The 14,589-nt window shown below is 33.0% G+C and carries 14 protein-coding genes; 12 read left to right on the top strand and 2 right to left on the bottom strand.

Going from position 1 to position 14,589, the window contains the following annotated elements:
• The first annotated feature begins 76 nt into the window (after positions 1-76).
• From R9X47_RS16200 to noc, 6 genes are all read left to right on the top strand, one after another.
• Entirely contained in the window at positions 77-766 is a 690-nt protein-coding gene (locus R9X47_RS16200) for a YidC/Oxa1 family membrane protein insertase (RefSeq protein WP_432662098.1), read from the top strand.
• A gap of 4 nt (positions 767-770) precedes the next feature.
• Entirely contained in the window at positions 771-1,388 is a 618-nt protein-coding gene (gene jag, locus R9X47_RS16195) for an RNA-binding cell elongation regulator Jag/EloR (RefSeq protein WP_432662097.1), read from the top strand.
• 268 nt (positions 1,389-1,656) lie between these two features.
• Positions 1,657-3,039 (top strand): tRNA uridine-5-carboxymethylaminomethyl(34) synthesis GTPase MnmE, encoded by a 1,383-nt coding sequence (gene mnmE / locus R9X47_RS16190; protein ID WP_432662096.1) that lies wholly within the window; start codon positions 1,657-1,659, stop codon positions 3,037-3,039.
• A gap of 351 nt (positions 3,040-3,390) precedes the next feature.
• Complete coding sequence (gene mnmG / locus R9X47_RS16185) at positions 3,391-5,289, top strand: tRNA uridine-5-carboxymethylaminomethyl(34) synthesis enzyme MnmG (protein ID WP_432662095.1); 1,899 nt, start codon at positions 3,391-3,393, stop codon at positions 5,287-5,289.
• Positions 5,282-6,001, top strand: coding sequence for a 16S rRNA (guanine(527)-N(7))-methyltransferase RsmG (gene rsmG / locus R9X47_RS16180; RefSeq protein ID WP_432662094.1), 720 nt, complete (start codon positions 5,282-5,284; stop codon positions 5,999-6,001). The genes mnmG and rsmG overlap by 8 nt, the downstream gene beginning before the upstream one ends.
• A 125-nt stretch (positions 6,002-6,126) precedes the next feature.
• Positions 6,127-6,930, top strand: a complete 804-nt coding sequence (gene noc / locus R9X47_RS16175) for a nucleoid occlusion protein (protein ID WP_432662093.1) — start codon at positions 6,127-6,129, stop codon at positions 6,928-6,930.
• Positions 6,931-7,071: 141 nt separating this feature from the next.
• Here noc and R9X47_RS16170 read toward each other — a convergent pair whose 3' ends face one another.
• On the bottom strand, positions 7,072-7,341 hold the full coding sequence (locus tag R9X47_RS16170; protein WP_432662092.1) for a TMEM165/GDT1 family protein: 270 nt from the start codon (positions 7,339-7,341) through the stop codon (positions 7,072-7,074).
• 817 nt (positions 7,342-8,158) lie between these two features.
• Between R9X47_RS16170 and R9X47_RS16165 the strand changes: the two genes are divergently transcribed.
• From R9X47_RS16165 to R9X47_RS16140, 6 genes are all read left to right on the top strand, one after another.
• Positions 8,159-8,932, top strand: coding sequence for a ParA family protein (locus R9X47_RS16165; RefSeq protein ID WP_432662091.1), 774 nt, complete (start codon positions 8,159-8,161; stop codon positions 8,930-8,932).
• Positions 8,933-9,808 (top strand): ParB/RepB/Spo0J family partition protein, encoded by an 876-nt coding sequence (locus R9X47_RS16160; RefSeq protein WP_432662090.1) that lies wholly within the window; start codon positions 8,933-8,935, stop codon positions 9,806-9,808. It abuts the gene before it with no gap.
• Between the two features lie 205 nt (positions 9,809-10,013).
• Positions 10,014-10,925, top strand: coding sequence for a PhzF family phenazine biosynthesis protein (locus R9X47_RS16155; protein ID WP_432662089.1), 912 nt, complete (start codon positions 10,014-10,016; stop codon positions 10,923-10,925).
• A 24-nt stretch (positions 10,926-10,949) separates the two neighbouring features.
• A complete protein-coding gene (locus tag R9X47_RS16150; protein WP_432662088.1) occupies positions 10,950-12,095 on the top strand; it encodes an aminotransferase class V-fold PLP-dependent enzyme in 1,146 nt (381 codons plus the stop codon).
• 344 nt (positions 12,096-12,439) lie between these two features.
• On the top strand, positions 12,440-13,324 hold the full coding sequence (locus R9X47_RS16145; protein ID WP_432662087.1) for a diacylglycerol/lipid kinase family protein: 885 nt from the start codon (positions 12,440-12,442) through the stop codon (positions 13,322-13,324).
• Between the two features lie 56 nt (positions 13,325-13,380).
• The gene (locus tag R9X47_RS16140) at positions 13,381-13,647 is read left to right on the top strand and encodes a YkuS family protein (protein ID WP_432662086.1); all 267 of its coding nucleotides are present in this window, start codon (positions 13,381-13,383) and stop codon (positions 13,645-13,647) included.
• A gap of 77 nt (positions 13,648-13,724) precedes the next feature.
• Here R9X47_RS16140 and yyaC read toward each other — a convergent pair whose 3' ends face one another.
• Positions 13,725-14,333 carry a spore protease YyaC gene (gene yyaC / locus R9X47_RS16135; RefSeq protein ID WP_432662085.1) on the bottom strand — a complete coding sequence of 203 codons (609 nt, stop codon included), beginning with the start codon at positions 14,331-14,333 and terminating at the stop codon, positions 13,725-13,727.
• Positions 14,334-14,589 lie beyond the last annotated feature (256 nt).

Raw genomic sequence — 14,589 nt, 5'->3', positions numbered from 1 at the left:
AATTTTCTATGTATAATCTGGGATTAAAATGCATTAAGACAAAAGAATTATTATAGTAGCGATAGGGGGTAAAACGTTGATATCAAAACCATTAGGTTCATTACTGTTTTTCATTTACAATTTAGTTAACAATTACGCTATAGCAATAATCTTGTTTACGGTGATAGTTAAGGTAGCCCTGTTACCGCTTACACTTAATCAACTTAAACAGACAAAGGAAATGCAAAAGTTGCAACCTGAATTAAAGAAGCTTCAAAACAAGTATAAGAATGATAAAGAGACGTTAAATGTTAAAACAATGGAACTATACAAAGAGTATAAGATAAATCCTTTAGGTGGATGCTTACCTTTACTTATTCAAATGCCTATTCTTTTTGGGTTGTTTGGAGCCCTAAGAAATCCTGTTGAATTCGTTTTCAAGGGCAATGAAGCACTTGCTGCACAAGCTACAGGTGTTCCCTTTCTATGGCTACAGGATTTAGTTAAGCCTGATGTATTTATGGTAGGAAATTTTGCAGTGCCTGGTATATTACCAATTATAGCTGCAATTAGTACATACATATCAATGAATACGATGAATACTGCTAATCAAAGTGACCAGCCTCAAGCTTTAAAAACCATGAACTTACTTTTACCTGTTATGATATTAATGTGGGGTAGAAGCTTCCCAGCGGGACTTACTCTATATTGGGTTATAAGCAACTTATTCCAAATGGCACAACAGTTCTTCTTACCTAAGAGCGATGTGCTTAAGGAGGAGAAATAATAGTATGAAGTTTGTAGAAAAGACTGATAAAACTATTGCCGAAGCAATAAGTAGTGCACTAAGTGAACTAAACACTACTAGAGATAGAGTGGAAGTTGAAGTGCTGGAAGAACCTAGTAAAGGTTTCTTGGGGTTATTTGGAAACAAGCTTGCTAAGGTTAAAGTAACTCTTAAGGATAATCCCGGTGAAAAAGCTACGGAATTTTTAGAAAAAGTGTTAGATTCCATGAAAATTCCTGCTGTACTTAAAACAGAGCTGAAGGGAAGTAATCTACATATTGAAATAGTTGGTAAGGATGTAGCGCTTTTAATTGGTAGGAGAGGACAAACTCTTGATGCTCTTCAATACCTTGTTAGCTTAGTAGTTAACAGTGGGGATGCAAATTATATTAGAGTAGTACTGGATACTGAGAACTATAGAAAAAAGAGAGAACAAACATTAATTAAACTTGCAAATAAATTAGCCTATAAGGTTAAAAAGTTTAGAAAGAGTATCACACTTGACCCAATGAACCCATATGAAAGAAGAATTATTCACTCAGCACTTCAGAATAATCCTCATGTAGGTACAAAGAGTCAAGGAGATGAACCAAATAGAAAAGTAGTTATATTTTTAAAGTAGATAGCTATGAAATCATTTAAAAACCCAGTATTCATACTGGGTTTTATTGTTATGGGTGGCTTAGCTATAGAGATGTGTGAATGAGAAGTTTAACTAAACTCAAATAGCCAAAAGGAAATCTCAGACTCTATTTTAGTTTATCAAGTTTCTGACTCACAGATCTGTATCCTTGAGTTTTGATTTTTTTATGTTAAAATTGGAATAATAAAAAAGTATATAAATTCCTATGTATTATAAAAAAATACCATAGATAGAATGGGGTGTTTTAATGATAGACGATACTATTACTGCCATTGCCACCGCGCCCGGTGAAGCAGGTATAAGTATAATTAGAATAAGCGGACCAAGTGCTGTAGATATCTTAGATAGTATATTTCAATCTAAAAAGGGTATTAGCATAAAGGAATTTTCTCAGAGAAAAATGGTATATGGACATATTATAGATAAGAAAAAAGATAAGGTATTAGATGAAGTTCTTGCGGTTTACATGAAGGCACCACATACATATACTAAGGAAGATATAGTAGAAATAAATTGTCACGGTGGAATAGTTCCAACGCGAAATATATTAGAGCTTATCCTAAAAAGTGGAGCCCAGATGGCTGAACCTGGAGAATTTACTAAGAGAGCTTTTTTGAATGGAAGAATAGATTTAGCTCAGGCAGAAGCAGTTATGGATTTAATAAGTGCAAAAACTGATAAGGGATTTGATGTAGCTTTAAATCAACTTGAAGGGACTCTGTCTAAGAAGGTTAAGGAAGTAAGAGATATTATTGTTGAGACCTTAGCTCATCTACATGTTAGCATTGATTATACTGAGGAAGATATTCAAGAAATAACATACCCAGAGCTATTAACCAATTCCCTAACTATAAAGGAAAACATTGAAGGACTGCTAAAAACCTCAGAAACGGGCAAAATTATTAGAGAAGGATTAAATACTGTTATCATAGGGAAACCAAATGTAGGAAAATCTTCGCTATTAAATGCTCTTCTTAGAGAATCAAGGGCTATAGTTACGGATATTCCAGGAACGACTAGAGATGTTATTGAAGAAAACCTTAGCGTAAAGGGGATACCCCTTAAGATCGTTGATACCGCTGGGATTAGGGAAACCGAAGATTTAGTTGAAAAGATTGGTGTAGAGAGAAGTAAGGAATTTTTCAATAAAGCTGATCTAATAATTTTGGTTTTAGATGCTTCAGAGGAATTAACAAAGGAAGATAAGGAAATAATCGAGCTTATTGAGGAAAGAAAGGCAATAATCATTTTAAATAAAACTGATCTACCTATGAAGATTAGTGAAGAGGAACTTCAGGACCTTTTAAAGGAGAAGAAAATAATTAGATCTTCTATTATTGAAGAAAAGGGTCTTATGGATATAGAAGACGAAATAGTTAAGATGGTTTATGGTGGACAAGTTAAGTCTGCAAGTAATTATTTCGTTACTAATGTAAGACATAAAGCTTCCCTAGAAAAGGCCCTAAAAAGTATCGATGAAGGTGTTGATGCTATAAAACAGAATTTGCCTTTTGATTTATTAGAAGTTGATATTAAGGATTGTTATGATGCCTTAGGTGAAGTAACGGGAGATACCGTTGATGACGACGTTATTGATAAGATATTCGCTAATTTCTGTTTAGGAAAGTAATATAGATTAACGAAAATGAACTATAGATGTGTGATAGTGAGGTTTAACTAACTCAAGTAGTCACTGAGAATCCTTTTAGCTCATGCTATAAATCTGTTTTAAATTATAGAGTATAGGTGAAAACAGGTTCAAATCAAAGTCTTACATAAAGACTTAAAAGGAAGACTTTGATGAAACACATAACGGAAATTATAAAAATATATAGATTAAAAGGATTATAATTTCCTATGTGTTATAAAAATCGCAAAAAGGAAACCTCAGAGCCTACTTTCGTATATGAAATTTTGGGGTCACATAGCTGTAAAAATGAGGGACGCCATAGCCCTAATTTTAATCACGGAGGTTGAATTTATGACTGAAAGATTTGAAGCCGGTACATATGATGTCATAGTTATTGGAGCGGGACATGCCGGTTGTGAAGCTGCACTTGCCGGTGCAAGAATGGGACAAAAAACTTTATTATTATCTATTAATCTTGATTCAATTGCAATGATGCCTTGTAATCCTTCTATAGGAGGAACGGGAAAGGGCCATTTAGTTAGAGAAATAGATGCTTTAGGCGGTGAAATGGGCCTTAATATAGATAAGGCATTTATTCAAAGTAGAATGTTAAATACTGCTAAGGGTCCAGCTGTACATTCTTTAAGGGCACAGGCCGATAAGCATTTATATCATACGGAAATGAAGAAAACTCTAGAAAATGTAGAGAATTTAGATATAAAGCAGGGGGAAGTTGTTGAGATACTCTCCGAAGATAATAGAGTAAAGGGTGTAGTACTTAGGGCTGGATCTATATATTATAGTAAGGCTGTTATCTTAGCAACTGGAACATATTTAGGTGGAAAGATTTTCATAGGACAATCAAGCTTCCAAAGTGGTCCAAACGGATTAGCTCCATCCTTAGAGCTGACTGGGAGTTTAAAAAATCTTGGAATTAAGCTCACAAGATTTAAAACGGGAACTCCAGCTAGAGTAGACATGAAGACCTTAGATTTCACTCAAATGGAAGAGCAACCGGGTGACGATGTAATAGTACCTTTTTCATTTATGAATGATGAATTAAGCATGGATCAGATTTCTTGTTGGCTTACTTATACTAATGGGGAAACCCATAGAATTATATACAAAAACCTACATAGATCAGCTATGTATGGTGGACAAATTGAGGGGACTGGACCAAGATATTGTCCATCTATTGAAGATAAAATAGTAAGATTTGCTGATAAAAATAGGCATCAATTATTTATAGAGCCAGAGGGTTTAAATACAAACGAAATGTATGTTCAGGGGATGTCTACAAGCTTACCGGAGGATGTTCAAATAGCTTTTTTAAGTACTATACCGGGACTTGAGAATGTGAAAATCATGAGACCTGCTTATGCCATTGAATACGATTGTATAGATCCAACGGAGTTAAAATTATCCCTTGAATTTAAAAATATTGAAAATTTATTTTCTGCAGGTCAATTTAACGGTTCATCGGGCTATGAAGAAGCTGCTGCCCAGGGATTAATTGCAGGAATAAATGCTGCTTTAAAGATTAAAGGTGAAGAACCATTTATATTAGATAGATCAGAGGCATATATTGGAGTTTTAATAGATGATCTTGTTACTAAGGGCACAAATGAACCCTATAGAATGATGACATCTAGGGCAGAGTATAGGCTAGTACTAAGGCAAGATAATGCTGATCTTAGATTGACAGAAAAGGGATATAAAATTGGATTAGCCAGTGAAGAACGATACAAGAATTACCTCGAAAGAAAAGCAGATATTGAAGAGGAAATGGATAGACTTAAAAGTACAATGGTTAAGCCAAGTGAAGCTAATGAGTTTCTAGAAAGTAATAATAGTTCACAGATTAAGAGTAGTATATCTCTATATGATCTTTTAAAGAGACCAGAGCTAGACTACGGAATGCTAAAGGAAATTGACATAAATAGGCCGGAAAGTATAAAAAGAAATGTAGCAGAGCAATGTAATGTACAAATCAAGTATGAGGGGTATATTACAAAGCAGCTAAGACAAATAGATCAGTTTAAGAAACTTGAGAGTAAGAAGCTATCACCGGATATTGATTACAGCAAGATAGAAGGACTCAGAATAGAAGCAAGACAAAAGTTAGATGAAATAAAGCCTCTTTCTGTTGGTCAGGCTTCTAGGATTTCTGGAGTCTCTCCTGCCGATATATCCGTACTGCTTGTCTTCCTAGAGCAACAAAGAAGAAAGAGGGGGACTGAAAATGAATAATAAAGATATTTTAAAGCAGGGTGGCCAAGAATTGGGCTTAGATATTGATGAGAGAATGATAGATAGATTTATAAAATATAAGGATCTGCTAATTGAGTGGAACAAAAAAATAAATCTAACGGGCATTACAGAGGATAAGGAGATTATGATAAAGCATTTCTTAGACTCCTTAGCATGTATGTTAACCGGGGTTGTAAGAAACGATTCCAAAATCATTGATGTTGGAACAGGTGCGGGGTTTCCAGGAATCCCTCTGAAGGTTTTTAACGAAAATATAGATCTTACTTTATTAGATTCTCTTAATAAAAGAATTAAGTACCTGCAAACGGTATGTGATGAGCTAGAGCTTAGTCAGGTGGAGTTTTTACATGGTAGAGCAGAGGATTATGGAAGGGATAAGGACTATAGAGAAAAGTACGACATTGCTGTTGCCAGGGCTGTAGCCGAATTATCTGTTTTATGCGAATACTGCCTACCCTTTGTTAAAGTAAATGGATACTTTATTGCTCTTAAAGGGCCAAAGGCTCAGGACGAGATTGGCAAGGCAAAAAAGGCCTTAAGTATTTTAGGCGGTGAGATAGTAGATACTTTGAATGTTAATTTACCTTTTAGTGATGCTGGACATAACCTGGTAATTATAAAAAAGACAAAACCAATGCCTAGTAAATATCCAAGAAAAGCTGGAACTCCTACGAAGAAGCCTCTAACTTAGATTTATGAACCTATATAGGCTTCACACACATAAAATTTAGTAAATTAATAAAAAAATAAGCAGGAAGTAAGAGCTTTATGACGAACTAAATAATAGGCAGTATTATTAATAAGGGGACGTGTACAATGGAAAATGTTAGTTTGAAAAATAAGGTTACATATTTATCTATTGAAAGTATCAAGCCAAATCCATATCAGCCTAGGAAATTTTTTAGCCAAGAAAGCCTTGAAGAGCTTTGTTCGTCTATAAAATCATATGGTGTAATTCAACCTATCAGTGTAAGATTAGGTAACGAAGAAGAATATGAATTAGTTGCTGGAGAACGACGTTTAAGAGCTTCAAAATTAGCGGGACTCGATGTAATCCCAGCAATAATCATTGAAATGAGTGATGAAGATAGTGCTGTGGTAGCACTAATTGAAAATCTTCAAAGAGATGATCTTAATTTTATAGAAGAAGCAGAGGGATATTATAGATTAGTTAGTGAACATGGATTTACACAACAGGAACTGGCTGAAAAGGTTGGAAAAAATCAATCTACTATAGCAAATAAGCTAAGAATCTTGAAATTACCTAGTGAAATAAAAGGCATGCTGATAGAGAATAGCTTGACTGAAAGACACGGAAGAGCCTTATTGAAGTTACCTAATGAGGAAACTCAGAAAGAAATATTGGAAATAGTAATTAAAAAAGACTTAAATGTTAAAAAGACTGAGAGGCTTATTAAAGATAAGCTTGAAGAGATAAATGCACCTGAAGAGCAGGAAAGAAGACAGTCGATTAAAAGTTCTTTGAATTTTAGAATATACTTAAATACTTTAAAAAATGCCTATAATGCCATTAGAGACACGGGGCTAGATGCAAAATACAGTCAGGCTGATAAAGGCGATTACATAGAAGTAGTTGTAAAAATACCAAAAAAGAAATAATAGAGTCATAGCCTAGGCTATGACTCATCTTGTTAACAGCCCCAGTCATAGCTTAGGCTATGATTTTTTTTATTGAGGTCGCTTCTCGAAGAAAAATCTGACCAAAACGAAGGGGTTTGATACTATTTCACATAAGATATTTTAAACTTTACCTAGCAGGGTCAGTACACCTATAATTATAAAAGCACTACCGGCTGCAAATTTAAGATAATGGGGTGGAATCAACTTTGTTATATATGTACTTGCTAAAACACCTAATAATGCGCTGAGAACAAGGGCTAGAGATGCTCCAATAAAAACGCCCCAGATAGATTTTGTCTGAGTTGCTAGCAACATTGTTTGAAGCTGTGTCTTATCTCCTAATTCAGCGATAAAAACCATCCAAAAGGAAGTTAGTATTATTCTCCACATGAAAGTTCCTCCTGTAGTCGTACAAATTTGAAGACATCTTTTCTAACACATAGGAAACTATAATCTCGATAGAACTGTGGATAAATATATTTCCGTTATATGTTTTAAAAAAGTTCTTCTTGTGAATATTGATAAAAAATTTTTTAATATACTTATCCACATGTGAATTAGTAAATTCTTTAGATTTTTACTTCTTATTAATGGAGAAATAGTAAATTTTAAGTTTATCCACATCACGATGAAGAAAACCCTAGAGTCTACTTTCATTTGTTAAATTTCAGAGTAATATATCTATATAGAGTTCATATCTTAAAGCTAATTAATAGCTTTCCCTAAACCTCTATAGAAAGTCAATTATACTTATTTTTATTTATTAAAATGAAAAATATGTACAAAACTTTATGAAAAAGGTAATAATATAGGGTCTACATAGTAAAACTTAGTTTATACATGTACAAATACTCAATGGTTTTAGGCGGTTTGGAAATTTATAAATTAAAGTCTTTACTTAAATCCCTATATAGAGCTTTCACAGCAAAACTTAATTTATATAAGTTTAGACTAAAGTATTCTTCAGAGATATTTATAAAAGGCTCTCTCCATTAAATAACTTGAAATATATATAATCACGGATAATTTTTTTAAAAATATATAAATTTAAAGAAGGAATAGTCTGTAAAGAGAAGAAGATATATATTTAGAGATATAGAGTTTTTTATAGTGAAGAAAATATGATTGAGACTTATTATTTTCCTTGAATTTATGAAATAATTAAGAATTATGCGATTTCCTCTGAAACTAAAAGGGAGTGATTAAGATGGGGAAAGCAATAGCCTTGTTTAACCAAAAAGGTGGAGTAGGGAAGACTACTACTAATGTAAACTTAAGTGCTTGCATTGCTATGAAAGGTAAAAAAGTTCTTATAATAGATATTGATCCTCAAGGGAATACAACTAGTGGTTTTGGGATAGATAAGAATAGTACGGAATACGATATTTATGATGCATTGTTGGGGGATGAAGAAGTAAGAAACTGTATTACTAAAACTAAGTACGAAAATATAGATATTATTCCTTCCAATGTTCAATTGGCGGGAGCAGAGATAGAACTTACGGGTATGAAGCAAAGAGAATTTAGATTTACTAGAATTATTGATGAAATTAGGAATGATTACGACTATATTTTTGTAGATTGTCCACCTTCGCTTGGGCTATTAACTATTAACTCATTAACGGGAGTTGATAGTGTAATAATTCCTATACAGTGTGAATATTATGCCCTAGAAGGTGTAAGTCAGCTTATGAATACTATACAATTAATAAAAAAGAATTTAAACCCTTCATTAGAAATTCAGGGTGTAGTTCTGAGCATGTTTGACGGTAGAACAAATCTATCTATTCAAGTAGTTGATGAAGTTAAACGATTTTTTAAAGGCAAAGTGTATAGTACAATCATACCAAGAAATGTTAGGTTAGCAGAAGCTCCCAGTCATGGGATGCCTGTAATAGAATATGATCCAAAGTCCAAAGGAGCTGAAGCATATAGTGAGCTCGCTGAAGAATTTTTAGAATTAGAAGAGGATGTGATTTAATTGGCTAAAGCTAAAAGAGGGCTTGGCAAGGGATTAAATGCTCTTATTCCTCAAAAACTAGAGGAGGAAGTTTTAAAAGACAATAAAGGAACTGATAGAATAGTTTCAATGATAAATATAGATAAGATTAAGCCAAATACTAACCAACCGAGAAAGTATTTTGACAAAGAGAAGATTAAAGATTTAGAGGAATCAATAGTAAGCCATGGTATTATTCAACCTATTATAGTTAGAACCATTAAGAATGGATATGAAATTGTTGCAGGTGAGAGAAGATGGCGTGCGGCAAAAAATGCAGATATAAAAGAGATACCATGCATAATAAAGGATTTGGACAGTGAAAAATTAATGGAATTATCCTTAATAGAAAATCTTCAAAGAGAAGATCTTAATGAAATCGAAGAGGCTTTAGCTTATAAAAGACTTAATGAAGAATTTAAGATGACTCAGGATAAGATTGGAAAGATAGTAGGAAAAAGCAGACCATATATAGCTAATACATTAAGGCTATTAAACTTAAATGATGAAGTAATGCAGATGATCATAGATAGTAAAATATTTGGTGGACATGGAAGAGCACTTCTAAGAATAGATAATATAGATGTACAAAGAAAAACTGCCTTAAGAATAATTAATGATAATCTAACTGTTAGGGAAACAGAAAAATTAGTTAGCCAGATCCTTGATAATTCTAAAAAAATTAATAAGGTACCTAGAAAAACAAAGGATAGCAGTTTAATTTATGTTGAAGACAGATTAAAGGAGCTGCTTGGAACTAAGGTTAATATAGTAAAGGGAAAGAAAAAGGGCAAGATTGAGATAGAATATTATAGTGATGACGATTTAGAAAGAATTGTAGAATTTCTTAATAAGTAACATTTGATATGAAATATATTTAAACGAATAGAGGCCTGTACTTCTGAGGTCTTTTGAACCTATGAGGAACCTTAATATAAGGAGGCCACATAGGTTTAAATATTATTTAAGACATTCATGAGCAATGCAAAACTTTGATGAATAATCAACTCTAAGGATGTTTCACGTGAAACATTAATATATTTTAAAGGAGAAGAAAATAGAAATGGAAAAAGTATTTTATCAAGTAGATGCCTTTACAAATGAGGCTTTTGGAGGAAATCCTGCGGCAGTTGTATTAAATGCCGATAATTTAAGTAAAAATCAAATGCTCAAAATAGCGAGGGAGATGGCTTTATCGGAAACTGCCTTTGTTAAAAAGTCTGATACAAAAGAATATGACTATGAAGTTCGTTTTTTTACGCCAACTGAAGAAGTAGATCTTTGCGGACATGCAACTATAGGAACATTTTCTGTAATGGCTAAAAAAGGTATATTAAAAACCAATAAGAATAAAATTATTGTAAGACAAAAGACTTTAGCGGGAATACTACCAGTTGAAATACATTTTAATAGTGGAAATGTGTCAAGGGTGATGATGACACAAGCAAAGCCTAAATATGTTTTTAAGCTTGAAGAAGTAGATGAAATAGCGAGTATTATGGGAATAAATAGTGATGAAATTGGACTAGATGGATGTGATACCACACCTATGGCTTTCTCAACAGGGCTTCCAGATATTATCTTACCTGTAAAAAATCTTGAGATACTAAAAAAAATAAATCCCGATTTTAGCAAGCTATCTAAATATAGCAAAGACCATGAGGTTGTAGGGGTTCATGCTTTTACCATAAAGGATTATGGGGATCCAGTATTAATATCATGTAGAAATTTTGCTCCAGCATACGGTATTAATGAAGAAGCTGCTACGGGAACATCGAATGGAGCTTTGGCTGCATATCTTATAAAAAATGATATAATAGATATATGTGAAAAAGTAGATTTTATATGTGAACAAGGATATTTTATGGATAGACCTAGCCAAATAGTTGTTGAAGTCACAAAAGACGATAATGATCTTATTATAAAAGTAGGCGGGGAAGCAGTATTAGTTATGGAAGGAAAAATATATTTATAGAACTAAGAAAAGGGAAGTGATAAAGTGATTTATTTAGATAATGCGGCTACATCTTTTCCTAAACCGGAAGAAGTATATAAGGCTGTTGATAAATGCTTAAGAGAATATGGTGCTAATCCAGGAAGATCTGGACATAAATTAGCTTTAAAGGCTGGTAGGTCAATATATGAAACAAGAGAGCTGATATGTAGACTGCTTAATATTGATAATCCTATGCAGATAATTTTCACGAGTAACGCTACGGACTCATTAAATTTGGCAATAAAAGGGGTACTTAAAAAGGGAGATCATGTAATAACTTCAAGTATGGAGCATAACTCACTTATAAGACCAATCAAAACACTAGAGGAAATAGGAGTAGAAAATACTGTTGTTGATTGCTCTAAAGAAGGTTTTATTAAGGTTGAGGACATTAAAAAAGCAATAAAGAAAAACACTAGACTAATTGCTATTACTCATGCTTCAAACGTAACAGGGACAATAATGCCTATAGAAAAAATTGGGAAATTAGCTAAGGAGAATGACATACTTTTACTTGTGGACGCAGCTCAAACTGCAGGTGTCTATGATATAGACGTAAAAAGTATGAATATTGATTTGCTAGCCTTCCCAGGCCATAAAGGTTTAATGGGGCCACAGGGAACGGGGGCATTATATATTAGAGAAGGAATTGAACTAAGGCAAATGAAAGAGGGGGGAACTGGCAGCAAGTCGGAATCCCTATTACAACCTGAGATAGTTCCAGATAGATATGAAAGCGGAACGCCAAACACCCCAGGAATAGTAGCTATGGGTGCAGGAATAAAGTTTATTCTTGAAACAGGTATAGAGAAGATTAGAAAGCATGAAGAAGAATTGACAGAGTATATGTTAAATGAACTGAAAACAATTAAACAGGTAAAAATCTATGGATCTAAGGATTCTAAAAAGCAGGCTTCAGTAATTTCTCTTAATATTGGAGACTTAGATTCATCTGAGGTTAGCTATATACTAGATCAAGCCTTTGATATAGCAGTAAGATCTGGATTACACTGCGCACCATTGGCACATAAGACCTTAGGTACATTTGAGCAGGGGACGGTAAGGTTTAGTATTGGATACTTCAATAAAAGAAAAGATGTTGAAGATGCTATAGCAGCGATAAAGAAAATATGTGATGAAATGGAATAAGATATTAGTTAAACCGTCTATTTAATTCTTCAAGCGAGGGGATATTAATATTTCATTTTCGTTCATGCAATGAACCTGTTTTTCTATATGTTTTAAGGGAGAAAACAGATTCATTGAAATCACTAAAATGAAATATTAATATCCCCTTTAGTATTTGAAGTTTCTATTTTAATAGCTATGAGAGTTAACTACTAAAGAAAAATAAATAATCTGGAATATAGAAGTCCTAGTAGAAATGTTAGTCTATACATATCCAAAATTTCATAGGAAATTTTGATTATTTGCATATATATAAACTAATCTGGATTGAGATTTATTAGGAACTATCTATAAGAGAGGATATTATGAAGAAATATCTTTTTATAGTGAATCCGGTTGCAGGAAAAGGAAGAACATTGGAGCTGATTCCTAAAATAAAAGAAAGCTTTGATAGAGAAAAAATAGATTATGAGATAAGCATAACTGAGAAAAAAGGAGAAGCGGAGAAACTAGCTGAGGAAGGAATACAAAGGGGCTTTAATTATATAATTTCCGTCGGCGGAGATGGAACTACTTATGAGGTAGTAAACGGTATTAGAGATAAAAAGGTAATACTTGGAATACTGCCAGCGGGAACGGGTAATGATTTTGCTAGAATGATAAAGATGCCAAGAGATTATGATGAAATGCTTGAAACAATTATGTATGCAAGGACAAAAAGAATAGATGTTGGAAAGGTTAATGACAGGTATTTCTTAAATTGCTCAAGTGTTGGAATAGATGCAGAAATAGTCAGGGAAACGGAAGGTATAAAAAAATATATTTCAGGGACGTCGGCATATTTATTAGGAGTTTTAAAGACCCTTATAGGATATAAAAGCAAAGAGATAGAAGTACAGATTGATGAAAGTGTAATTAAAAGAAATATTGAACTTATAGCCGTGGGTAATGGAAAATATTATGGTGGCGGTATGAAAATAAATCCTAAAGCTGACTTAGAGGATGGAGTATTAGATATTTGCTTGGTTAACAAAATGTCAAAAGCAAAATTTGCATCACTTTTTCTTACGGTATTTAAAGGCAATCATGTAAAAATTAAAGAGGTAGAAACATTTAGCGGAAAAGAAATTAAGATATATGGAGATGAATCACTATTGTTAAACGTTGATGGTGATATAATTGGAACTATACCTGCTGAGATTAAGGTAGAAAAAGCGGCTTTAGATGTAATTGTTCCAGAAGTTAAGTAAATCTTGAATAATTTATGCACCCCCTAGAAAAAATAATTTTAGGAGGTGTTTTCTTAATGAAAAAGAATATAGTACTTAACAACGTTCCAAGCCATATTAAAGAGGGGCTTGTTGAAAGGGGTTATAATGTAGTAGATGGTTCATATGAAGGATATGTAGATACAATACTATACAATAGCGACGAGGGATCTTTAAGCTATCTAAATATGTTTGATAATGTTATAGACATGACCAATGGGGCATTTATAGTAGATATAAAAGAGAAAACCCCAGATGAGATAGTGAGTATGATAGAGAATAGAAGCTATACATCGTTGTTTTAAATAAAAACTAAGGGGCATCAAACTCCTTCATTTTAATCAAATTTCTCTTTGAGAAATAACCTCAAAAAGAAGAGCAGCTAACTTAAGTTAAACTGCTCGTTTTCTTTTTTATTTTGCTTTTGAAATTTCCAAAGACCAAAGTAGACTGCACTGGAAATAGTCTCTGCCATATTCATAACTAAGCTAAGCCTAGTATTTTGCAGGACTATGTACTCCATAAATCCTCCTAGATTAACTATACCGGTTATATGTATATCTCCAACTGGTGGAAGATTTTTCTTGACGCCTGCCCCTGGCTTTATAGGACCATCGCAAACAGTAAGGTAACCAACCCTGTCCACTTTCCCAAGACATGCATCTATAGCCACTATAAATGGCTTTTTATGTGATGATTGTATTTTATTTATGTGGTCTTCTAAGTTTTTAGCATGAACAGGGTCATCCAATGTACCATAAACGTGGACATTCTCAAATCTAGATAAAACTTTTTTCATTTTATATCCAGTTAAAGGACCTAGGGAATCACCGGTTGATCTATCTGTACCAATACATAATATAATAATTTCATCATGGTCATTAGTATAAAAGTCCTTTAAGTGTGACAAAAACATGTTTGAAAAATTTGAAGTGGCAAGAGGACTTTTAATATTGATAGTATTTTTTGAAAGATTTGAAGTCAAGTTCAAGACAAAACACCTTCCTTAATCTACACAATGTAATGGATATAAATGCTATAATACATTGTTTATTGTTGTTTTCCCCTGAATTATTCACAAAAAATTTAAAATTCGACTTGATGCCTTTTCAAACTTTTTATGGGTAATCTGGGTTTACAAAAAGTTTTCCCCGCATGAAGAAAAAAATACATGAAAATACTGTTTGTATAATAGATATGACTTTTGATTAACATATATGAGTAAATTTTTTGATTGATGAACTAAT

Origin of the sequence: Wukongibacter baidiensis (genome assembly GCF_050888315.1) — a bacterium.
In the GTDB taxonomy this organism is placed as follows: Bacteria; Bacillota; Clostridia; order Peptostreptococcales; family Caminicellaceae; genus Wukongibacter; species Wukongibacter baidiensis.
The sequence above is the reverse complement of the archived record's forward strand: the minus strand, read 5'-3'. Positions and strand labels throughout refer to the sequence as shown.